Here is a 19,587-nt window from a genome sequence, read left to right on the forward strand (position 1 = left end):
AGGGGTAAACAGGCTCACTCGTTAAACGCGCGGACGTTTGCGATACAGCCATAATCCTGGCACGGAAAGCCCAATTGAGAGTGCGCCCACAATCGATGATGCTTTCAGGAAGTTGGTCAGCAGGGTGATCATCAGCGCTTCGCTATAGCCGAAATGACCGATCTTTACAGCGGATATCATGGCGGTGTAGGCGGAGATCCCTGGGAACATAGGGATCACTGCCGCAACGGTGAAGACTTTCGGATGTGCCAGATACCATCGTGACCACTGGATCCCAATGCAGCCTACCAGCAATGAGGCCATAAAGGTGGACCACTCGATGTTAAATCCAGCGGTCATCATAACCATTCGGGAACCGTGTCCCAGTGCGCCCAACAACGCACACCAGGGAAGCGCCCGATGTGGAACATTAAAGACCATGGCAAATCCTACTGCCGGGATGGCAGAAAGGATCATGTCCTGTATGAGTGCAAAAATAAAATCGATCACGCCCATCCGCGAAGCCCCCATAAGGTCATAGACATCACCACGCCAATGCAGGTTGCCAGCGTAAGCAGACTGGCAATCGCCCAGCGAGCGAGGCCAGTGTTAATGTGACCTTTAAACATATCCGCAACTGAATTGATCAACGGGAAACCGGGAACCAGCAACAGCACGCTGGCGGCCATGGCTACTGTAGGCGTGTGATTAAACGTCGGTAGCGTAAGCAGCAGGCCGGATATGGTAGTTGCCACGAAAGCGGTGATACAAAAGTTGATTTGTGGATGCAAATGCCGGGAAGCCAGGAGCTGGCGAATGTACATGGCGATCATGCTGGCGAAAAAGGTGATCATCGCGCCATCCCAGCCGCCGTTATTGAGCTTACAAAAGCAGGCGCAGGACAACCCGACCATGAAAGCAACCAGCCATCTGGGATAGCGCAGCGGTTTGATTTGGTTAAACCGTTTCTCTACCCCTTTTTCATCCAGCAGATTATGTTCTGCCAAAATAACGATGTGTTGCACTTCCGTCACAACGTGCATATTGATGCCACGATCCTGATTTTTTCGGGTCGAGGTCAGGCATTGTCCGTCTTTGATCGTCGTCAGGACGATGGCATTCGATGATATGGCACTTTCTACACTGTCCATCCCAAGCGCCAGACCCAGGCGGGTGGAAAGTTCATCGACTAACGCGCTTTCTGCGCCATGTTGCAGTAAAAAAAGCCCGCATTGTATACATAACCGTGTAACCGTTCTTTGTGACGACTGCTCTGTTTGCATAGCTCGCTCTGACTAAAAGATGCTCTCTTAATGAAGAATATCTTCTTTTTATCATGAAGCGCGAGTCCGTTGGCTCTGGATAAGATCAATCTTTGTGTTGAAAAAAGAAACCGGTCACTCGGTGGTTGCAGGGAATTGTATCGTAGACCCACTCCTGAACCAGGGCTAAATTTTCTGAGGTGAACAGTAATTACGTAAGGAATGCTAATAATTTAATGTAGTTATTTTAATTGTACAATGATTGTACTTATGCGTGATTATGGCATGATGAATTTATAGTGTGATGTTATTGGGAATGTAGCATCACCGTTCCTTATTCAGAATAGGGATAATAATTCATCCTGTCTATTGTTCAACGCATGCCTATTTATTAATTATTTTATTTGATTGTAGGTGATACTTGTGCAAGCAAGATATGAAGACATGTGAATATGGAGGAGTTATGTTGCTGGGACGCTGCAAGAACGCAATTATTATTAGTAAATTACCTATCATACAAACTGGGCTTAAAGGGGTAATGCAGGCGCATTTCTCCGATTGCAAACTGACCTACTGCTGCTCCGTAGAAGAACTGACATTGCTGCAACTGCGACGTTCAGATCTGGTCATCGCTGATTTAACCGGAGATTGTAGCCATCCGCGTTCGATCTGCGAACAATATTATTCTTTGTTACCCCAATACCGTGATATTCACTGGGTCTTTCTTGTTTCTCGAAATTATTATCCTGTGGCCGTTGAGTTGCTGATGTGTCCAATCAGTACACTGTTATCCGATGCCGAACCGATCGACAGTTTAGTAAATGCTATTGATGCGGGGAATATTTATGCTGATAGAATTAGCCAGGTATTGATCTCTCCGGTAATAACACCAGAAAGACAGGATCATAGCGTACATTCAATTATTCTGACACTCTCTGAACGGAAAGTGCTACGGCTTCTGGGAAAGGGCTGGGGGATTAACCAGATTGCTACATTACTTAAAAAAAGTAATAAGACTATCAGCGCCCAGAAAAATAGTGCAATGCGCCGTCTGTCAATACACAGCAATGCGGAGATGTATGCCTGGATAAATAGTTCTCAAGGAGCACGAGAATTGAATCTACCGTCAGTTTATGGAGAAACCACGGAATGGAAGACAAAAGTATCAAAAGAAATGTCGCACTGGTAGAAAAGTGTGTCATGAGCAGTGTGGGTATTTATAATTTATTTGATGCCATACCGAATAACCAATACCGACTCCATCCCTTTTCACGACAGCCAGCCTTCAGCCAGGCGATGTCACAGACGTCATTTTTCGCGGTTATTTTTTCACTTTCCGCGAAAAGAACCGATCGTCGCACCGGGCTGGCTTACCTGACGGAGCTGGCGGTGAAATACCCTCGCATCAAGCGAGTTGTCATTGCCGATGATGATGATGAGGCGCGGTTAATTGGCTCGCTGTCACCGTTACCACTGGATGCCGTGATTAGCAAAGCATCCACGCTGAGTGTGTTACAGGAAGAATTATTTGCAGCGCTGGATTGTGTCATAGGGGAAATAGAGGATACAAAAAAACTCTGGTATATCAATCAATGTCGTATGCTTAGCCCAACCGAGCGCGAAATTCTGCGCTATATGTCGAATGGTTATTCGATGCTGCAGATCGCGATTGAGCTTGAGCGAAACATTAAAACGATTCGTGCGCATAAATTTAATGTGATGTCCAAACTGGGCGTTAGTTCGGATGCCGGATTACTGGATGCTGCCGATATTCTGTTGCATGTACGCTCTGCTGAACTGTCATCTTTTCGTCGTACTGCCCCGTTATGGCGCGCTTGAGAAAAAGTGTATTAGCTTAGTCATTGGCATGGAAACTGGCACACATCAACCCAGGTCGCCGCAGTCAGTTCTGCTATTCTCTCTGGCGTGATGCGAACCGCGCTGTGAGTAGCTCCAGCCGCAGGGAGCACTTCAGTGTAGTGTTTCAACGAGACATCACAGTACACCGATATTGGTGTCTCCAACCCGAAAGGACATACGCCTCCCACGGGATGGCCTGTTGCGATGACCACTTCATCGCTACTCAGCATGCGCGCTTTAGCACCAAACGTATTTTTCAGTTTTTTATTATCGAGGCGAGCATCTCCTCTGGCGACGACCAGGATAATGTCGTTTTTCACCTTTAGTGACAGCGTTTTTGCTATCTGCCCTGGTTCGACGTTATGGGCTTTTGCTGCCAGATCGACGGTGGCGGTGCTTTGATCTAATTCGATGATTTCAATATCTGGCGCATGTTGCGCTAAAAACTGCCGCACTGATTGCAAACTCATTCTTTTCTCCCTCTCGCTTATCCGCAGCTCTGTATAGCAGAAAACCGCCTGGCGTAATTTGTCATAGGGGCAGGGTTACTGTAAATATTTTATTGTAACAACATAGCAACATCGGCAGTTTTTCGATCACCTTCACAATCAAAGAAACCGGTTACAGTAACCGGTTGCAGAATGTTGAAATGGCGATTAATACTGAAGCTGTCACTTCCTCTGTATCACATAATAAGAGCCATCTATGAAACTTAACTTTAATAGCGGTAGCGCTGGCGTTCCTCCCGGCACGGTTGCGAAAAGTGGTAACGGGCCTTACGTGGTGGTGTTGATACCAGCACATTTACAGGGTTTTGCACAACAGGAGAGCGGCTATGTCTACTAAGCATGCTGTGTTTAATGTGATTTTCCGCTTTGTTGAAAACTACGTTAGCCCTGTCGCCGGGCGCATTTCTTCACAACGTCATGTGATGGCAATACGTGATGGTTTCATTTCGGCAATGCCGTTTATGATTGTAGGATCTTTTCTGCTGGTTTTTGCCTATCCCCCTTTTTCGCCGGATACCACCTGGGGATTTGCCCGCGCATGGCTGGATCTGGCAAAACAATTTGAAGGCCAGATACTCACGCCGTTTGATATGACGATGGGGATCATGTCGGTCTATATATGTGCCGCCATTGCTTACAACCTGGGTAAACACTATGTGAAGTCGCATCAGCTGGATCCGTTTATGTGCGCGATGCTGTCCATCATGGCGTTTTTACTGATTGCCGCACCGAAAACCAAAGGTACGATGCCGGTTGATAGCCTGGGAGGGACGGGGATTTTCACCGCGATCCTCGTGGCGATTTATTGCGTTGAGATGATGCGGTTCCTGAAGGCGCACAACATCGGGATCCGCTTACCCGATCAAGTGCCGCCGATGATCAAAAACTCATTTGATCTCCTGATCCCAGTGCTGGTGGTGGTATTGACGCTGTACCCGCTTAGCCTGGTGATACAGTCGCAGTTTGATATGCTGATCCCTCAGGCCATTATGGCAATCTTTAAACCGCTGGTGTCTGCTGCCGATTCTCTTCCGGCGATACTGCTGGCGGTATTGGTAGGCCACCTGCTGTGGTTTGCCGGGATTCACGGGGCGGCGATTGTGTCCGGGATGCTGCAAATGTTCTGGCTGACCAACCTCGGCATGAATCAATCGGCGCTGGCGCAGGGGGCTCCTTTGCCGCATATCTTTATGGAAGCGTTCTGGACGTTCTTCATCGTGGTGGGGGGATCGGGGGCGACGATGGGGCTGGTGATTTGCTATCTGCGCAGTCGTTCTGCCCATTTACGCTCGATTGGACGCCTCAGCGTCGTCCCAAGCATTTTTAATATCAATGAACCGGTGATTTTCGGCACGCCGATAGTAATGAATCCGGTGTTCTTTATTCCGTTCCTGCTTGCGCCGATGGTGAATGCCGTATTGGCCTGGGCGGCGATGAAGCTGGATTTGATTGGTCGCGTCATTTCTGTCGTTCCGTGGACCGCACCGGCCCCGGTGGGGGCTGCATGGGCATTAGGTTGGGACTATCGTGCGGCGATCCTGGTGGTCGTGTTGGCGCTGGTTTCTGCCATCATCTACTTCCCATTCTTTAAGGTCTATGAGAAGCAACTGCTGGCGCAGGAAAAAGAAGAAGCTCAGCGTATAGAAGAGGAAAGTCAGCAGGTAGCGTAATCGTGCAGGCGAGGGGCTGTGGCTCCTCGCTTACTTTAACGTGCAGTCACCGCATTGCTGAACATCGGGCAAGCGATAGCGTTGACAGCAGGTTCTGCGTACTAACAGTCCCTCACGTGGAACGACGGTACGCCACAACGGATTATCCTGGCCACAGGAGAGCTGTTTCTCAAAGAAGCAGGTTTGACGCAATGTTGTCAGCAGTTCTTCACCTAACAGCGGCTTCATTTCCGTTAAATACCAGTGGATGAGATACCCGGTATTGCTCCAGATAAGTTTCGCGTTGATTTCACCCGTCGATTCCAGCGCCTGAACAACCGGTGTCAGGGCTGACAAAATCAGCGTTTCCATGCGTTGTTGCGGTGAGAGCGCAGTGGTCTGGTGATCCTGATGTACATCTATCCAGAAACATGCGGCACGCCCGGTTTCGTGAAATTCCACGTGCATATGTTCAGGTGCGACATCCATGGCTTCTTTTTGCGTCAGCAGAGCCACCATAAGTGGGGGCATCATCAGGCCGATATACCATTGCGCCCAGAGAGAGAGCAGTGGTTTATTTTCGCGTACTAACGTGGGCTGGTTGCGGTAGATATGGTCTGAATAAACGGCCAGAAGCGAACTTAACGTTGCCGGTTGCGTCCATTCATGTAATGTCATTGCACCTTGCGGTGGGGGCTCATCAAGACGAATGAAATCCAGCAAGTGTTCGCGAGTTTGGGCTATGGTCGCACGCACGGAGGCCGCCAGCGAGGGCATCTCTGAAGGGAGATGGCTGCGCCAGATGACATCTTCAACGATGGGTGCGGAACGGTAAGCCATGGTGATATAAGGATGTTAATCTAAATGATAATGATTGCCAATCCTATAGGCGAGGGTAAACGATGGCAAGATCTTTGTCGCAATATCGGGCAGTTCCGCACGGATAAACTCAGGAAGAGGTGCAGTTTATCCTCAGCTCATCGCTGACCAGGGTGTTGTTTCGACCGAGATTCTTGGCCTCATAAAGCGCTTTGTCTGCCCTGGTAATCGCGGAGTCAATATCCTGATCCACTAAAGGCGCAATGCCGATGCTGACTGTCACATTGGTTGCTACGCTCTCATTAAACATATGAGGGATCTTAAGGTCATATACTTTCTGGCGGATACGCTCAGCTGCGGCCTGCGCCTGCTGTGGATCGACGGCGGTCAGTAACACCATAAATTCTTCGCCACCAAAACGCGCGACCACATCCCGGGAGCGTACGGAATCACGAATCGCGGCAGAAACGCGAATTAACGCCTGATCGCCCATCATATGCCCGTAATGGTCGTTATAGGCTTTGAAATGATCGATATCCAGCAATAAGACGTAATGCTTCGAGTTGCTCAGTGCCAGCAACGTATCGAGTCGGTGTTGCAGCCCACGACGGTTATACAGCCCCGTCAGCGGATCGAGCATACTGAGGCCATTTAGGGTTTCTCGCTCTTCCAGCAGTTTGTACATCAGCTGTTGGGCAAAGCCGTCGTAGCGCTTTTGGATCACATGCTGAATGGCGATCCCAGCCATCGGCAGTGCCATGAAATAGATCACTCGCAGCCCATGTTCACTGCCATTCAGCCACAAGCACACGGCAACTGAGGGAAGTGAGTGGAGGGTAAAGGCAATGATATTATTGGCAAAAGCGATAGAACCAATAAACAGCACGCTGAGAAGTGCTATTAACAGAAAATAATAATCATTATGACCTAGCGCGTTAAATTTCAGGAAAATATGCAATGCCCATAACAAGCCAAAAACGATTGAAATAAAAGGAAGATTAATTCTTTTATTCGTATATTTCCCATGCCATGCCATGCCAACAGCAATGTACTGGCAGCCAGGATGAGCAACGCCGGGACAGATAAGGCTTTGACGGCAAAGAGTGGGAAAACAAGCGTAAACAGCGCGGAGACTGCGTTGAGAAGCAGAAACAGACGTAAAGAGAGTTGATATTTCTTAGTGCGCAGAGTTCGCCAGGATTGTACTGTCATAGGTAAATATTGTTATTTATCTGCAATATACGAAGATGTGTTTGTACGGAAAAAAAGATGAACGAATAATCATTCGTTCAGGTCGTTATTGTTTTTTGATGAAAAGCTAACCGGCGAGCAATTTATCACCTTAAATTATTCATGTCATCAATCGTTAAGTAAAACTCATAGAATTGATAGCCTTTTCTGGCTGACAAATGAGAAAATTTATCATATGATATTGGTTATCATTATCAATGTCATAGGTGGAACCATGTTGCAACGTGCGCTGGGCAGTGGATGGGGGGTTTTGCTGCCGGGGATAGTGATTGCCGGGCTGGCATTTGCTGACCTGTCACTCGACGCATGGAAGGCGATGATTGTATTAGGGCTGCTGCTGACTTCGCTAATGCTATACCACAAACGATTACGGCATTTCGTTTTGTTGCCTTCATGTGCGGCACTGATCGGCGGTATTGTTCTGGTGATGATGAACTGGAATCAGGGATGAGTAAAACAGCGAAGAAAACTGAAAGGAAAATAAGATAATTGGTGCGAGGGGGGGGACTTGAACCCCCACGTCCGTAAGGACACTAACACCTGAAGCTAGCGCGTCTACCAATTCCGCCACCTTCGCACAGTCATCTTACTTTTTTTGATATCGCCTCGTTGGTGCGAGGGGGGGGACTTGAACCCCCACGTCCGTAAGAACACTAACACCTGAAGCTAGCGCGTCTACCAATTCCGCCACCTTCGCCCAGTGCGAGCAATATCAACGTGGATTATGGTGCGAGGGGGGGGACTTGAACCCCCACGTCCGAAAGGACACTAACACCTGAAGCTAGCGCGTCTACCAATTCCGCCACCTTCGCATACCATCGATACTCAAAAAGTATCGTTACCACGGAGGCGCATTCTAGTGGTTTTCAGCTTTTCGTCAATAGTTAATTGCCCAGGGTGCGATTAATTGATGTAAAAATGGGCGCCAGTCGTAGGCCGGATAAGCGATAGCGCGATCCGGCATTACTCGGTGTCACGCCGGATGACGGCGTAAATGTCTTATCCGGCCTGCATCAGTTAGGCTTTTTTCGCCTGACGCGTCATGATGGTACGATAAACCTTGAAACGACCGGTTTGTGCGATAACTTCATGAAAACCAAACACCTCATCCAGCACTTTCGGATACGGCAGGAAGGCGTTGGCCACGATACGCAGCTCACCGCCGCTGTTCAGGTGACGAACTGCCCCGCGAATCAGCGTTTGAGCTGCATCAAGGCTGGTCTGCATGCCATCGTGGAACGGCGGGTTAGAGATGATCATATCAAAGCGGCCTGTCACGTCAGAAAAGACGTTACTGGCAATCACGTCACCTTCAATGCCGTTTGCAGCAAGCGTTGCGCGACTGGCTTCAACTGCGGATGCGCTGACATCGCACAGGGTCAGTCGAACTTTCGGCGAGTGACTGGCTAATGCAACAGAGAGCACGCCCGCGCCACAGCCGACATCCAGAACCTTGCCTTTAGTGTGCGGCGTTAGCGTAGAAAGCAGCAATTGGCTGCCGACATCCAGTCCGTCACGGCTGAATACGCCAGGCAAGGTTTTGATGGTCAGATTGTCGATGGTGTATTCATCCCAGTATTTTTCTGCATCAAAAACGGGCTGTTTTTCCAGGCGGCCATGATAAAGACCACAGCGACGGGCGCTGTCGACTTTATTCAGTGGCGCGTATTCGGCCAGTATCTGCTCTGCGCTGCGCACACCGCTGCGGTTCTCACCGACAACAAAAATATCGGTGCCGACGGGTAACAGCGACAGAATATTCATCAGTTGGAACTGGGCTTCTGGCTTATTCTTCGGCCAGTAGTAGATCAGCGTATCGCTGTCAGCAACGTCATCGGCTTGTGCGACGAGGCTAAAGCGGACGTTATCACCCATTTGGCGGCTCAGTACCTGCCAATGGTGCAACTGCTGAGTATGCGCGCGGCTGGCGGCGCTTGCGAATTGGGCTGGCAGGTCATCCTGCAAATCACCGGCAAACAGAATACGGCTTTGTTCGAAATCATCACTGTGGCGCAGCAAGACTTCACTTGCCGGGGTAAAAGCAGACATGGAATGCTCCTTAATTTATATAGGGTGCGATTATATACACAAAATCATTCAAGCTGAATCAAGGCGGTCTGCGGGATGACGTGTATCGTTGTTTGTTGGCGCTGATTCGACGAATTTGCTATATTTGCGCCCCTGATAGACAGGAGTGTTTCGCTATGACATCCCGACGAGACTGGCAATTACAGCAACTGGGCATTACGCAGTGGTCGCTGCGCCGTCCTGGCGCGCTGCGGGGCGAGATCGCGATTTCAATTCCTGCGCATGTCCGTTTGGTGATGGTTGCTGCACAGTTACCCGCGCTAACCGAACCGTTAATGAGCGATATTTTACACGCATTGACCGTTAGCCCGGATCAGGTTTTACAACTGACGCCTGACCGTGTCGCCATGCTGCCGCAAGGTAGCCGTTGTAATAGCTGGCGGCTGGGAACCACAGGGCCGCTGCTGCTGGAGGGCGCTCAGGTCGCCAGTCCGGCGTTTAATGAATTACGGGATAACCCAGCGGCACGCGCCGCGTTATGGCAACAAATCTGCGCATATGAACACGATTTCTTCCCTCGAACCGACTGATTTACCTGCAGCATTTCAGATTGAAAAACGCGCACACGCCTTTCCGTGGAGCGAAAAAACATTCGCCAGCAATCAGGGCGATCGTTATCTCAACGTTCAACTGACCGTTGACGGCACGATGGCAGCCTTTGCGATTACGCAGGTCGTGCTGGATGAAGCTACGCTGTTCAACATCGCCGTTGATCCTGACTTTCAGCGCCGGGGCCTTGGGCGTGAGCTGCTGGAATACCTGATCGATGAGCTGGAAAAGCGCGGTATTCTGACGCTGTGGCTTGAGGTTCGCTCCTCGAATGCTGCGGCAATCGCATTGTATGAAAGCCTTGGCTTTAACGAGGCGACGATTCGGCGCAATTACTATCCGACAGCCGATGGTCACGAAGATGCCATCATAATGGCATTGCCAATCAGCATGTAAGACAAGGTGTAATGATGATGAAGTGGGACTGGATTTTCTTTGATGCCGATGAAACGCTGTTTACGTTTGACTCGTTTACCGGCTTACAGCGGATGTTTCTCGACTATAGCATCACCTTTACCGCTGAAGATTTTCAGGACTACCAGGCCGTGAATAAACCGCTGTGGGTGGATTATCAAAACGGCGCAATTACCTCATTACAGCTGCAGCATGCGCGTTTTCAGAGCTGGGCTGAGCGCCTGAAGGTCGAGCCTGGTCAGCTAAACGATGCGTTTATTAATGCCATGGCAGAAATCTGTTCGCCATTACCGGGTGCCGTGTCGCTGCTTAATGCGATTCGCGGTAAAACCAGGATTGGCATCATTACCAACGGCTTCACTGCATTACAGCAAATCCGTCTGGAGCGTACGGGCCTGCGCGACTATTTCGACCTGCTGGTGATTTCTGAGCAGGTTGGGGTGGCAAAACCCGATCCCCGTATTTTTGACCACGCGCTGGAGCAGGCGGGCAACCCTGACCGTTCCCGCGTGCTGATGGTGGGCGACACCGCAGAGTCCGATATTCTTGGTGGCATTAACGCCGGACTATCCACCTGCTGGCTAAATACGCACCGCCGCGAGCAGCCAGCGGGCATTCAGCCGACCTGGACTGTCGTGTCGTTAAGCGAACTGGAGCAGCTCCTGTGTAAACACTGATTGCCTCCCCCCCATTGATGGGTAAAATAGCCGCAATTTTTCGTATTCAACTTGCGCGGCACAATGCCGTGCTTACCTAAGAAGATTTGACTATGACGTTGTCTCCTTATTTGCAAGAGGTGGCCAAACGCCGCACTTTTGCCATTATTTCTCACCCGGATGCCGGTAAAACGACAATTACTGAAAAGGTGCTGTTATTCGGACAGGCAATTCAGACAGCCGGTACGGTAAAAGGCCGTGGATCCAGCCAGCATGCAAAATCTGACTGGATGGAAATGGAAAAGCAGCGTGGTATCTCTATTACCACGTCTGTCATGCAGTTTCCGTATCATGACTGCCTGGTAAACCTGCTGGATACCCCGGGGCACGAAGACTTCTCCGAAGATACCTACCGTACGCTGACAGCGGTCGACTGCTGCCTGATGGTCATCGACGCCGCGAAAGGGGTCGAAGACCGTACCCGTAAGCTGATGGAAGTTACCCGTCTGCGCGATACGCCGATCCTGACCTTTATGAACAAACTCGACCGTGACATCCGCGATCCAATGGAGCTGTTGGATGAAGTCGAGAACGAACTGAAAATCGGCTGCGCGCCGATCACCTGGCCGATTGGCTGCGGTAAGTTGTTCAAGGGCGTCTATCACCTGTACAAAGATGAAACGTATCTGTACCAGACCGGTAAAGGCCATACGATTCAGGAAGTCCGCATTGTTAAAGGGTTGAATAACCCTGAACTTGACGCTGCCGTAGGTGAAGACCTGGCGCAGCAACTGCGTGACGAGCTGGAGCTGGTGCAGGGCGCGTCTAATGAGTTTGATCATGAACTGTTCCTTGCTGGTGAAATCACTCCAGTCTTCTTCGGTACTGCGCTGGGTAACTTCGGCGTTGACCATATGCTGGATGGCTTAGTGGAGTGGGCGCCTGCACCGATGCCGCGTAAAACCGATACCCGCGTTGTGGAAGCCTCAGAAGAGAAATTCACCGGTTTCGTCTTTAAAATTCAGGCCAACATGGACCCGAAACACCGCGACCGTGTCGCTTTCATGCGTGTGGTTTCCGGCAAGTACGAGAAAGGCATGAAAATGCGCCAGGTACGTATTGGTAAAGACGTGGTGATTTCCGATGCGCTGACCTTTATGGCCGGGGACCGTTCTCATGTGGAAGAGGCGTATCCTGGCGATATTCTTGGTTTGCATAACCACGGCACGATCCAGATCGGCGATACCTTTACTCAGGGTGAAATGATGAAGTTCACTGGTATTCCGAACTTCGCACCAGAACTGTTCCGCCGTATCCGTCTGAAAGATCCGTTGAAGCAGAAGCAGTTGCTGAAAGGGTTGGTTCAGCTGTCAGAAGAGGGGGCAGTGCAGGTCTTCCGTCCGATCGCCAATAACGATTTGATCGTCGGTGCTGTCGGTGTGCTGCAGTTCGACGTGGTGGTTTCTCGTCTGAAGAGCGAATACAACGTTGAAGCGATTTATGAGTCGGTCAACGTGGCGACTGCGCGCTGGGTAGAGTGTTCTGACGTGAAAAAATTCGAAGAATTTAAGCGTAAAAACGAAATTCAGCTGGCGCTGGATGGTGGGGACAACCTTACCTATATCGCGCCGACCATGGTTAACCTCAATCTCACCCAGGAACGTTACCCTGACGTTCAGTTCCGCAAAACGCGCGAACACTAATCTACCTCCCAGGGCGCGGTACTCACTGCGCCCTGCAACTTTTCCTGTCTTGTAAATCCCTTGCGGAATGTTCTTAAATCCCCTGATTTTTGTTTGTTTTTTAATCAACCCAGACTTCGACCACGAAATCGTGAACTATATTTAACAATGTGATGACATAAATGTCGGCTTTTAATGCTCCTCATTAAGCATTTTTTAGCCTCTTTAGCTGATATTTATTTCAGTCACGAGATTAGTTGCTGGTTATGACCGCTAAGCGGCAGAACATCGCTATAAGCACAACAAACAGGAATACATCGATGACAATGACAGGACTTAAGATTTCTAAAACGCTACTGGCCGTGATGCTGACTTCCGCTGTCGCAACGGGTTCTGCCTATGCAGAAAACGCCACAATGGATAAAGCGCAATCCGGGCTCGAAAGTGCGGGGCAGAAAGTCGATAGCTCTATGAACAAAGTCGGTAATTTCATGGATGACAGCACCATCACCGCCAAAGTAAAAGCCGCGCTGGTGGACCACGAAAGTATTAAGAGCACCGATATCTCCGTCAAAACGGATCAGAAAGTGGTGACGTTAAGTGGGTTCGTTGAAAGCCAGGCTCAGGCTGAAGAGGCCGTTAACGTCGCGAAAGGCGTTGAGGGCGTGACCTCCGTTAGTGACAAACTGCACGTGCGTGACAGCAAAAAGACCTCCGTAAAAGGCTATGCGGGTGATACGGCTATCACCAGTGAAGTGAAAGCCAAGCTGTTGGCTGATGACATCGTCCCTTCTCGTAAAGTGAAAGTTGAGACGACAGATGGCGTGGTCCAGCTTTCAGGAACCGTCGATTCACAGGCGCAAAGTGAGCGTGCTGAGAGTATTGCTAAAGCAATTGATGGCGTGAAAAGCGTCAAAAACGACCTCAAAACTCAGTAATTCGACTTAATTCGTCCTCCTGATGTTTGTCGGGAGGCGCATTGTGCACCACACTGAAAATATCGCCGATGAGCAGCCTGAGCGCTCATATCAAGCGGTCGACATTAACTAGGGTAAAGGAGAAGCATATGTTTCGATGGGGCATCATATTTCTGGTTATCGCGTTAATTGCCGCCGCTCTGGGATTTGGTGGACTGGCGGGTACCGCAGCAGGCGCTGCAAAAATTGTTTTTGTGGTGGGGATTATCCTGTTCCTGGTCAGCCTATTCACTGGCCGTAAACGACCCTAGCGTATCCCTTTATTCTTCAAGTTACAGGTGCGTTGGCTACACGCGCTTACCCGAATCACTTACCAGAGTAAGCTCATCGGGACTCACGCACTTACCGCTTTCCTGTAACTCGAATTATTTTGGGGATTAGCTGTAAAGAATAATTGCTACTATGCCAGTCCATTGGACTGGCTTTTACGGTTTTAGCGCTGGGCAATTTGCGTTACCTTGTTGCTCTATTACAAAAAAACAGGAAGGCAGAGGTGGGGCAGAGAATACCCGTCACGCTCGGTAATATAGCGCCGTTATCGTTACGTCCATTTCAACCAGGCAGTATGGCGCTGGTGTGCGAAGGCGGAGGGCAACGGGGGATCTTTACTGCCGGCGTACTGGATGAGTTCATGCGTGCGCAATTTAATCCTTTCGATCTCTTCTACGGGACATCTGCTGGCGCGCAAAACCTGTCAGCCTATCTCTGTAACCAACCCGGCTACGGGCGCAAAGTGATCATGCGCTACACCACCCGACGCGAATTCTTTGACCCGGTGCGGTTTGTGCGCGGGGGAAATCTCATCGATCTCGACTGGCTGGTGGACTCCACCGCTGCGCAGATGCCGCTGGCGCTGGATAACGCGGAGCGCCTGTTTGAGGCAGGTAAAGCGTTTTATATGTGCGCCTGCCGGGGAGATGACTACACACCGGGTTATTTTTCGCCAAACCGGCACAATTGGCTGGATCTCATTCGCGCATCCAGTGCGATTCCGGGATTCTATCGTTCAGGGGTTGTGTTGGATGGCGTAAACTATCTGGATGGTGGGGTCAGTGACGCCATACCCGTTCAGGAGGCGGCGAAGCAAGGGGCGAAAACGCTGGTGGTGATCCGCACCGTGCCGTCGCAAATGTACTACACCCCACAATGGTTCAAACGTATGGAGCGCTGGCTGGGGGAGAGCAGTCTGCAGCCGCTGGTGAATCTGGTTCAACATCATGAAGCCAGCTACCGCGCTATTCAGCGCTTTATCGAAAAACCGCCGGGCAAGCTGCGTATCTTTGAGATCTACCCACCAAAACCGCTCCACAGTATGGCACTGGGGAGCCGTATTCCGGCATTGCGTGAAGACTACAAAACCGGACGTCTGTGCGGGCGCTATTTTTTGGCAACTATTGGTAAACTGTTGGCGAAAAACGCGCCGTTGCCTCGTCAGACGCCGAAGATTGTGGTGCCCAGCCCGGTGGTGGTTCCACCTGCCCCCGTTGCCAACGATGCCCATGCATCCGTTGCGAGCAGTGCGCCCCAGGCCAACGATACGACGTTTAAAAATGAGGATCTGGCGTGAGTCCCCGGTTTATCGATACGCATTGTCATTTTGATTTCCCCCCCTTTACCGGCGATGAGCCAGCCAGCCTCCAGCGTGCGGCTGACGTCGGTGTGCACCATATTATTGTTCCGGCAACGCAGGCGATGAACTTTTCACGCGTACTGGCGTTAGCGGAAGATTATCCTGCGTTGTATGCCGCGCTGGGTCTGCATCCCATTGTTATTGAAGATCACGATGATGACGGTCTGGACAGGTTGCAACAGGAATTGGAGCAACGACCACAGAAGCTGGTAGCGGTCGGTGAGATCGGACTGGATCTCTGGCGTGACGATCCGCAGTTTGATAAACAGGAAAGGGTGCTGGAAGCACAGCTTAAGCTGGCGAAGCGTTACGATCTTCCGGTGATCCTCCATTCGCGCCGTACCCATGACAAGTTGGCTATGCATCTTAAACGCCATGCTCTCCCGCGAACCGGTGTGGTGCATGGCTTTGCCGGAAGCCTGCAACAGGCAACGCGTTTTGTACAACTGGGGTACAAGCTCGGTGTTGGTGGGACCATCACCTATCCACGCGCCAGCAAAACGCGTGAGGTGATGGCGACATTGCCGCTGGAATCGCTGCTGTTGGAAACCGATGCGCCGGATATGCCGCTTAACGGTTTTCAGGGCCAGCCTAATCGTCCTGAGCAGGTGGTCAGAGTTTTTACCGCATTATGCGAACTGCGCTCTGAACCCACGGATGTGATTGCTGACGCGCTGTATCGCAATACGACGGCGTTGTTTGATGTGTGATTGTTGAGTGCCAGATGGCGGCTGCGTCTTATCCAGCCTACAAATGATGTCGTCGCATCCGGCAATCACAGGTACAGCGCCGGGAAGATCAAATTATCCACGCCACGCTTGCGTAACGCATTTGCCAGTTGATCCACATCTCCCGGCGTGGCACCCGGCCAGGATTGCGCGTCGCCATACACCCCATGCGCATGAAAGGCATTAAGCCGCACAGGCACGTTACCTAAGCGATGAATAAACGCAGACAGCGGGTCAATGTGTTGCAGATAGTCTACCTGACCGGGGATCACCAACAGGCGTAATTCCGCGAGTTTTCCCTGGTCTGCCAGAAAAATAATACTGTTTTTAATCAGAGCATTATCACGCCCTGTCAGTTGCAGATGACATGCGCTATCCCAGGCCTTTAGATCGAGCATTGCACCGTCACAAACCGGTAGCAACTTTTTCCAGCCGGTTTCGCTCAGCATACCGTTGCTGTCCACCAGGCAGGTGAGATGCTGCAGATGCGGATCGCTTTTGATCGCACCAAATAGCGCAATAATAAATGGTAACTGTGTTGTCGCCTCACCACCGCTGACCGTCATTCCTTCAATAAACGGCGAGGCTTTACGAACATGCTGCAGCACCTCATCCACGCTCATGGTCAGCGTCATCGGCGTGGCCTGCTGAGGACACATATGCAGGCAGGTGTCGCATTGCTGGCAAATATCAGATTGCCACCATACTTTTCCCGCGCTCAGACTTAACGCTTCATGCGGGCAATGCAGCACACATTCCCCGCAATCGTTGCAGCGGCCCATCGTCCACGGATTGTGGCAATTTTTACAGCGCAGATTGCACCCCTGCAGGAACAGGGCCAGACGACTGCCTGGCCCGTCGACGCAGGAGAAAGGAATCAGCTTACTTACTGAAGCGCATCTGCTGTTCATGACTAATCACACGAGGTTGTCGTTCCAGAATACGCGTATTGCGCGCGGCTTCTTCGCCCAGCCAGGTGGTGTTGGTACGTGAACCTTCGGAGCGATATTTTTCCAGATCCGACAGGCGCACCATATAACCGGTGACGCGAACCAGATCGTTGCCGCTCACGTTGGCGGTAAACTCACGCATACCGGCGTTGAACGCGCCGAGGCAAAGTTGTACCAGCGCCTGTGGGTTACGTTTGATGGTTTCGTCCAGCGTGAGAATATCGCTGATCCCGGCGTGATAATACGCATGATGCGGCGCGACGGTTTGCAGATGGGTGATGGGATCGGGTTCATCACCATATGGCAGACGCGCGCCCGGCGTGGTGCCGATATCAGAACTGATGCCGGACTGCGCATGCAGCATCGCGCGCTGCTTCCAGCCATATTTCACCGGTGTGTTGTTAACAAAGTCGGCGAGCTGGGCACTAATACGATAACCAAGCTGGTTAGCGTACTCCTCTTTGCCGTAACGCGCGTTGTGTCCTGCTTGCTCACACAGCAGGTTTACGGCTTCTGCCAGGCCATACATGCCAAACATAGGCACAAAACGTTCGGGATCGATCAACCCTTCCTGTACCAGGAAGCTATTCTCAAAGAAATGTGATTTCTCGTAGAGGAATTCACATCGTGAATCAATGATGGCGATTTGCTGTTGGCAGTAATGCGGTAGGGTGCGCGTAAAGAAGTCATCGACAGAGGTGCTGCGTTCTGCAATGGCTTTCAGATTGAGTCTGACCAGTGTGCTTCCACCGCCCGCAAGTGGCAGTGAGTTGTAACAACTGACGACGCCATAGTGGCCTTTTGTGAAAATTTTATCATTTTCAGGGCCGTTAGAAATGTGCGGTTTACTGCATTCGCAGATATTTTGTGCCACGTTGAGCAGCAGATCGTCAGGTGTAATTTGCGGATCATAAATAAATGTCAGGTTGGGCGAAACCTGCTTTAACTCTGCATCTGCGCGTAAAATTGCCCGCGTTACAGGCGTGTCGGCAGGACCGATATTGGCGTGCATAAACGCATCAGGCAGCGTTCTGTCGAGATAACGCCAGAAACGTTTTATTCGAATATCGATCTCGTCTTGTGTTAGAATTCTAACATACGGTTGCAGCAATGCATCGAGTTGGCCGAGGTATACCGGCATCGACGTCACTGACGGAACGTGGTGGTAAAGAATGGTGAGTAAGGATAATGCGTCATCGAGATCCTCTGCTCCTTCCAGTTCCAGCCATGATGAACCGTTGGCCAGAAAATGCGCGTAATCGGGTAATACGTAGCGCGGTTTGAACGGGGCATGACCTTCGTACATATCGCAGATAACCCCGTCATCCAGCGCCTGGCGTGCTTCAGCAGGCAACTGTGGATACGGCAAAGCGTTTTCTGCCTCCAGTGCCAGAAAATGACGTTTTTGTTCAGGGCTGAGCACTGGACTGGTCACGATTTGTTGGCAGCGCTGTTGCAGTGCGAGTTCGCTTGACGTGGGCATCGTTAGTTCCTTTATGTACTGAAGGTTAAGCGCCATTGTAGGAAGCAACGCAGCGCCAACCTTTGATCCGGATGCGCCTGAAGTCACCGCACGTCGCCAGTAAAGGTCATTTATTTGAAGTAGATCTCATTAGAGTAATGCAAATCTGTATGTGGTTTTCATTAACTGTGATGTATATCGAAGTGTAATAGCGAGCGGATGTTAGAATACTAACAAACTCGCAAGGTGAAATTTTATACGGCGATGCCGTTGGAGAATGTTATGACCGATTTAACAGCAAGCAGCCTGCGTGCACTGAAACTGATGGACCTGACCACCCTGAATGACGACGATACCAATGAAAAAGTGATCGCGCTGTGTCATCAGGCGAAGACCCCGGTTGGCAACACTGCCGCAATCTGCATCTATCCGCGTTTCATCCCTATTGCGCGTAAGACTCTGAAAGAGCAGGGCACACCGGACATCCGTATTGCCACCGTTACTAACTTCCCGCATGGCAACGACGATATCGAGATCGCGCTCGCAGAAACCCGCGCCGCGATTGCCTACGGTGCAGACGAAGTTGATGTGGTATTCCCGTATCGTGCACTGATCGCAGGCAATGAGCAGATTGGTTTCGATCTGGTTAAAGCCTGTAAAGACGCGTGCGCAGCAGCCAATGTGCTGCTGAAAGTGATCATCGAAACTGGCGAATTGAAAGAAGAAGCTCTGATTCGTAAAGCATCTGAAATCTCCATCAAAGCCGGTGCTGATTTCATCAAAACATCTACCGGTAAAGTACCGGTCAATGCGACGCCGGAAAGCGCACGCATCATGATGGAAGTGATCCGCGATATGGGTGTTTCTAAAACTGTTGGTTTCAAACCGGCTGGTGGTGTGCGTACCGCTGAAGATGCGCAGCAGTTCCTGGCGATTGCCGATGAACTGTTTGGCGCTGACTGGGCCGATTCCCGTCACTACCGTTTTGGCGCATCCAGCCTGCTGGCTAGCCTGCTGAAAGCGCTGGGTCACGGCGACGGTAAGAGCGCAAGCAGCTACTAAGTTTTCATTGCCCATCGTAGGCCGGATCAGGCGCTAGCCGCCATCCGGCATCAATACGAC

At 50.7% G+C, this 19,587-nt stretch carries 21 protein-coding genes, 3 tRNA genes and 1 pseudogene; 14 read left to right on the top strand and 11 right to left on the bottom strand.

The annotated features are described in order from the left end of the window. Positions 1–21: 21 nt before the first annotated feature. Both OGX95_RS19575 and OGX95_RS19580 read right to left on the bottom strand, forming a co-directional pair. The gene (locus OGX95_RS19575) at positions 22–495 is read right to left on the bottom strand and encodes a threonine/serine exporter (RefSeq protein ID WP_202039584.1); all 474 of its coding nucleotides are present in this window, start codon (positions 493–495) and stop codon (positions 22–24) included. Further along, entirely contained in the window at positions 486–1,262 is a 777-nt protein-coding gene (locus OGX95_RS19580; RefSeq protein WP_115643930.1) for a threonine/serine exporter family protein, read from the bottom strand. The genes OGX95_RS19575 and OGX95_RS19580 overlap by 10 nt, the downstream gene beginning before the upstream one ends. A 442-nt stretch (positions 1,263–1,704) precedes the next feature. Here OGX95_RS19580 and OGX95_RS19585 point away from each other — a divergent pair, with 442 nt between their 5' ends. Further along, a complete protein-coding gene (locus tag OGX95_RS19585) occupies positions 1,705–2,430 on the top strand; it encodes a helix-turn-helix transcriptional regulator (protein WP_286630655.1) in 726 nt (241 codons plus the stop codon). Continuing rightward, complete coding sequence (gene bglJ, locus OGX95_RS19590; protein WP_286630656.1) at positions 2,391–3,080, top strand: DNA-binding transcriptional activator BglJ; 690 nt, start codon at positions 2,391–2,393, stop codon at positions 3,078–3,080. The genes OGX95_RS19585 and bglJ overlap by 40 nt, the downstream gene beginning before the upstream one ends. Positions 3,081–3,100: 20 nt before the next feature. On the opposite strand, the gene OGX95_RS19595 is transcribed toward bglJ, so the two are convergent. Further along, positions 3,101–3,571: a YbaK/EbsC family protein gene (locus tag OGX95_RS19595; protein ID WP_286630657.1), complete on the bottom strand. Its 471-nt coding sequence runs from the start codon at positions 3,569–3,571 to the stop codon at positions 3,101–3,103. 235 nt (positions 3,572–3,806) lie between these two features. Here OGX95_RS19595 and OGX95_RS19600 point away from each other — a divergent pair, with 235 nt between their 5' ends. Together OGX95_RS19600 and OGX95_RS19605 are read left to right on the top strand one after the other, a co-directional pair. Continuing rightward, positions 3,807–3,947: a hypothetical protein gene (locus OGX95_RS19600; protein ID WP_271441718.1), complete on the top strand. Its 141-nt coding sequence runs from the start codon at positions 3,807–3,809 to the stop codon at positions 3,945–3,947. Beyond that, positions 3,937–5,280, top strand: coding sequence for a PTS sugar transporter subunit IIC (locus OGX95_RS19605; protein ID WP_286630658.1), 1,344 nt, complete (start codon positions 3,937–3,939; stop codon positions 5,278–5,280). The genes OGX95_RS19600 and OGX95_RS19605 overlap by 11 nt, the downstream gene beginning before the upstream one ends. 30 nt (positions 5,281–5,310) lie before the next feature. On the opposite strand, the gene fhuF is transcribed toward OGX95_RS19605, so the two are convergent. Both fhuF and OGX95_RS19615 read right to left on the bottom strand, forming a co-directional pair. Continuing rightward, the gene (fhuF, locus tag OGX95_RS19610) at positions 5,311–6,099 is read right to left on the bottom strand and encodes a siderophore-iron reductase FhuF (protein ID WP_286630659.1); all 789 of its coding nucleotides are present in this window, start codon (positions 6,097–6,099) and stop codon (positions 5,311–5,313) included. Positions 6,100–6,208: 109 nt separating this feature from the next. Continuing rightward, positions 6,209–7,290, bottom strand: a pseudogene (locus OGX95_RS19615) (GGDEF domain-containing protein). Positions 7,291–7,543: 253 nt separating this feature from the next. Here OGX95_RS19615 and OGX95_RS19620 point away from each other — a divergent pair. After that, positions 7,544–7,780 carry a DUF1435 domain-containing protein gene (locus OGX95_RS19620; protein ID WP_286630660.1) on the top strand — a complete coding sequence of 79 codons (237 nt, stop codon included), beginning with the start codon at positions 7,544–7,546 and terminating at the stop codon, positions 7,778–7,780. A gap of 39 nt (positions 7,781–7,819) precedes the next feature. Here OGX95_RS19620 and OGX95_RS19625 read toward each other — a convergent pair. The 4 genes from OGX95_RS19625 to rsmC form a co-directional block, all read right to left on the bottom strand. Further along, positions 7,820–7,906, bottom strand: a tRNA-Leu gene (locus tag OGX95_RS19625). Positions 7,907–7,939: 33 nt separating this feature from the next. Continuing rightward, a tRNA-Leu gene (locus OGX95_RS19630) sits at positions 7,940–8,026 on the bottom strand. 28 nt (positions 8,027–8,054) lie between these two features. Further along, positions 8,055–8,141, bottom strand: a tRNA-Leu gene (locus OGX95_RS19635). Positions 8,142–8,346: 205 nt separating this feature from the next. Then, positions 8,347–9,378 carry a 16S rRNA (guanine(1207)-N(2))-methyltransferase RsmC gene (gene rsmC, locus OGX95_RS19640; RefSeq protein WP_286630661.1) on the bottom strand — a complete coding sequence of 344 codons (1,032 nt, stop codon included), beginning with the start codon at positions 9,376–9,378 and terminating at the stop codon, positions 8,347–8,349. Positions 9,379–9,533: 155 nt separating this feature from the next. Here rsmC and holD point away from each other — a divergent pair, with 155 nt between their 5' ends. The 8 genes from holD (at position 9,534) to OGX95_RS19680 (ending at position 16,035) form a co-directional block, all read left to right on the top strand. Beyond that, a complete protein-coding gene (holD, locus tag OGX95_RS19645; RefSeq protein ID WP_286630662.1) occupies positions 9,534–9,947 on the top strand; it encodes a DNA polymerase III subunit psi in 414 nt (137 codons plus the stop codon). Continuing rightward, positions 9,916–10,362, top strand: coding sequence for a ribosomal protein S18-alanine N-acetyltransferase (gene rimI, locus OGX95_RS19650; RefSeq protein ID WP_286630663.1), 447 nt, complete (start codon positions 9,916–9,918; stop codon positions 10,360–10,362). Before holD ends, rimI begins: the two co-directional genes overlap by 32 nt. 17 nt (positions 10,363–10,379) lie before the next feature. Next, positions 10,380–11,057 (top strand): pyrimidine 5'-nucleotidase, encoded by a 678-nt coding sequence (gene yjjG, locus OGX95_RS19655; protein WP_286630830.1) that lies wholly within the window; start codon positions 10,380–10,382, stop codon positions 11,055–11,057. 92 nt (positions 11,058–11,149) lie between these two features. Further along, the gene (prfC, locus tag OGX95_RS19660) at positions 11,150–12,739 is read left to right on the top strand and encodes a peptide chain release factor 3 (protein WP_016151601.1); all 1,590 of its coding nucleotides are present in this window, start codon (positions 11,150–11,152) and stop codon (positions 12,737–12,739) included. Between the two features lie 299 nt (positions 12,740–13,038). Next, the gene (gene osmY, locus OGX95_RS19665) at positions 13,039–13,656 is read left to right on the top strand and encodes a molecular chaperone OsmY (protein ID WP_286630664.1); all 618 of its coding nucleotides are present in this window, start codon (positions 13,039–13,041) and stop codon (positions 13,654–13,656) included. Positions 13,657–13,784: 128 nt separating this feature from the next. Beyond that, a complete protein-coding gene (locus tag OGX95_RS19670) occupies positions 13,785–13,946 on the top strand; it encodes a DUF1328 domain-containing protein (protein ID WP_003019081.1) in 162 nt (53 codons plus the stop codon). 242 nt (positions 13,947–14,188) lie between these two features. Next, positions 14,189–15,262: a patatin-like phospholipase family protein gene (locus OGX95_RS19675; RefSeq protein ID WP_286630665.1), complete on the top strand. Its 1,074-nt coding sequence runs from the start codon at positions 14,189–14,191 to the stop codon at positions 15,260–15,262. Beyond that, positions 15,259–16,035, top strand: a complete 777-nt coding sequence (locus OGX95_RS19680; protein WP_286630666.1) for a metal-dependent hydrolase — start codon at positions 15,259–15,261, stop codon at positions 16,033–16,035. The genes OGX95_RS19675 and OGX95_RS19680 overlap by 4 nt, the downstream gene beginning before the upstream one ends. A 65-nt stretch (positions 16,036–16,100) precedes the next feature. On the opposite strand, the gene OGX95_RS19685 is transcribed toward OGX95_RS19680, so the two are convergent. Together OGX95_RS19685 and OGX95_RS19690 are read right to left on the bottom strand one after the other, a co-directional pair. Beyond that, positions 16,101–16,964 carry a YjjW family glycine radical enzyme activase gene (locus tag OGX95_RS19685; protein WP_286630667.1) on the bottom strand — a complete coding sequence of 288 codons (864 nt, stop codon included), beginning with the start codon at positions 16,962–16,964 and terminating at the stop codon, positions 16,101–16,103. Then, on the bottom strand, positions 16,936–18,486 hold the full coding sequence (locus OGX95_RS19690) for a YjjI family glycine radical enzyme (protein WP_286630668.1): 1,551 nt from the start codon (positions 18,484–18,486) through the stop codon (positions 16,936–16,938). Before OGX95_RS19690 ends, OGX95_RS19685 begins: the two co-directional genes overlap by 29 nt. 261 nt (positions 18,487–18,747) lie before the next feature. On the opposite strand from OGX95_RS19690, the gene deoC reads away from it, so the two are divergent. After that, positions 18,748–19,527, top strand: coding sequence for a deoxyribose-phosphate aldolase (gene deoC, locus OGX95_RS19695; protein WP_003019042.1), 780 nt, complete (start codon positions 18,748–18,750; stop codon positions 19,525–19,527). Positions 19,528–19,587: the final 60 nt, after the last annotated feature.

Source organism: Citrobacter sp. Cu233 (assembly GCF_030332225.1).
Classification (GTDB): Bacteria; Pseudomonadota; Gammaproteobacteria; order Enterobacterales; family Enterobacteriaceae; genus Citrobacter.

What these genes read in the sequence shown, in the direction of transcription:
- OGX95_RS19575 (WP_202039584.1), bottom strand. Translation starts at nt 495, where the DNA reads ATGGGCGTGATCGATTTTATTTTTGCACTCATACAGGACATGATCCTT.
- OGX95_RS19580 (WP_115643930.1), bottom strand. Translation starts at nt 1,262, where the DNA reads ATGCAAACAGAGCAGTCGTCACAAAGAACGGTTACACGGTTATGTATA.
- OGX95_RS19585 (WP_286630655.1), top strand. Translation starts at nt 1,705, where the DNA reads ATGTTGCTGGGACGCTGCAAGAACGCAATTATTATTAGTAAATTACCT.
- bglJ (WP_286630656.1), top strand. Translation starts at nt 2,391, where the DNA reads ATGGAAGACAAAAGTATCAAAAGAAATGTCGCACTGGTAGAAAAGTGT.
- OGX95_RS19595 (WP_286630657.1), bottom strand. Translation starts at nt 3,571, where the DNA reads ATGAGTTTGCAATCAGTGCGGCAGTTTTTAGCGCAACATGCGCCAGAT.
- OGX95_RS19600 (WP_271441718.1), top strand. Translation starts at nt 3,807, where the DNA reads ATGAAACTTAACTTTAATAGCGGTAGCGCTGGCGTTCCTCCCGGCACG.
- OGX95_RS19605 (WP_286630658.1), top strand. Translation starts at nt 3,937, where the DNA reads ATGTCTACTAAGCATGCTGTGTTTAATGTGATTTTCCGCTTTGTTGAA.
- fhuF (WP_286630659.1), bottom strand. Translation starts at nt 6,099, where the DNA reads ATGGCTTACCGTTCCGCACCCATCGTTGAAGATGTCATCTGGCGCAGC.
- OGX95_RS19620 (WP_286630660.1), top strand. Translation starts at nt 7,544, where the DNA reads ATGTTGCAACGTGCGCTGGGCAGTGGATGGGGGGTTTTGCTGCCGGGG.
- rsmC (WP_286630661.1), bottom strand. Translation starts at nt 9,378, where the DNA reads ATGTCTGCTTTTACCCCGGCAAGTGAAGTCTTGCTGCGCCACAGTGAT.
- holD (WP_286630662.1), top strand. Translation starts at nt 9,534, where the DNA reads ATGACATCCCGACGAGACTGGCAATTACAGCAACTGGGCATTACGCAG.
- rimI (WP_286630663.1), top strand. Translation starts at nt 9,916, where the DNA reads ATGAACACGATTTCTTCCCTCGAACCGACTGATTTACCTGCAGCATTT.
- yjjG (WP_286630830.1), top strand. Translation starts at nt 10,380, where the DNA reads ATGAAGTGGGACTGGATTTTCTTTGATGCCGATGAAACGCTGTTTACG.
- prfC (WP_016151601.1), top strand. Translation starts at nt 11,150, where the DNA reads ATGACGTTGTCTCCTTATTTGCAAGAGGTGGCCAAACGCCGCACTTTT.
- osmY (WP_286630664.1), top strand. Translation starts at nt 13,039, where the DNA reads ATGACAATGACAGGACTTAAGATTTCTAAAACGCTACTGGCCGTGATG.
- OGX95_RS19670 (WP_003019081.1), top strand. Translation starts at nt 13,785, where the DNA reads ATGTTTCGATGGGGCATCATATTTCTGGTTATCGCGTTAATTGCCGCC.
- OGX95_RS19685 (WP_286630667.1), bottom strand. Translation starts at nt 16,964, where the DNA reads ATGAACAGCAGATGCGCTTCAGTAAGTAAGCTGATTCCTTTCTCCTGC.
- OGX95_RS19690 (WP_286630668.1), bottom strand. Translation starts at nt 18,486, where the DNA reads ATGCCCACGTCAAGCGAACTCGCACTGCAACAGCGCTGCCAACAAATC.
- deoC (WP_003019042.1), top strand. Translation starts at nt 18,748, where the DNA reads ATGACCGATTTAACAGCAAGCAGCCTGCGTGCACTGAAACTGATGGAC.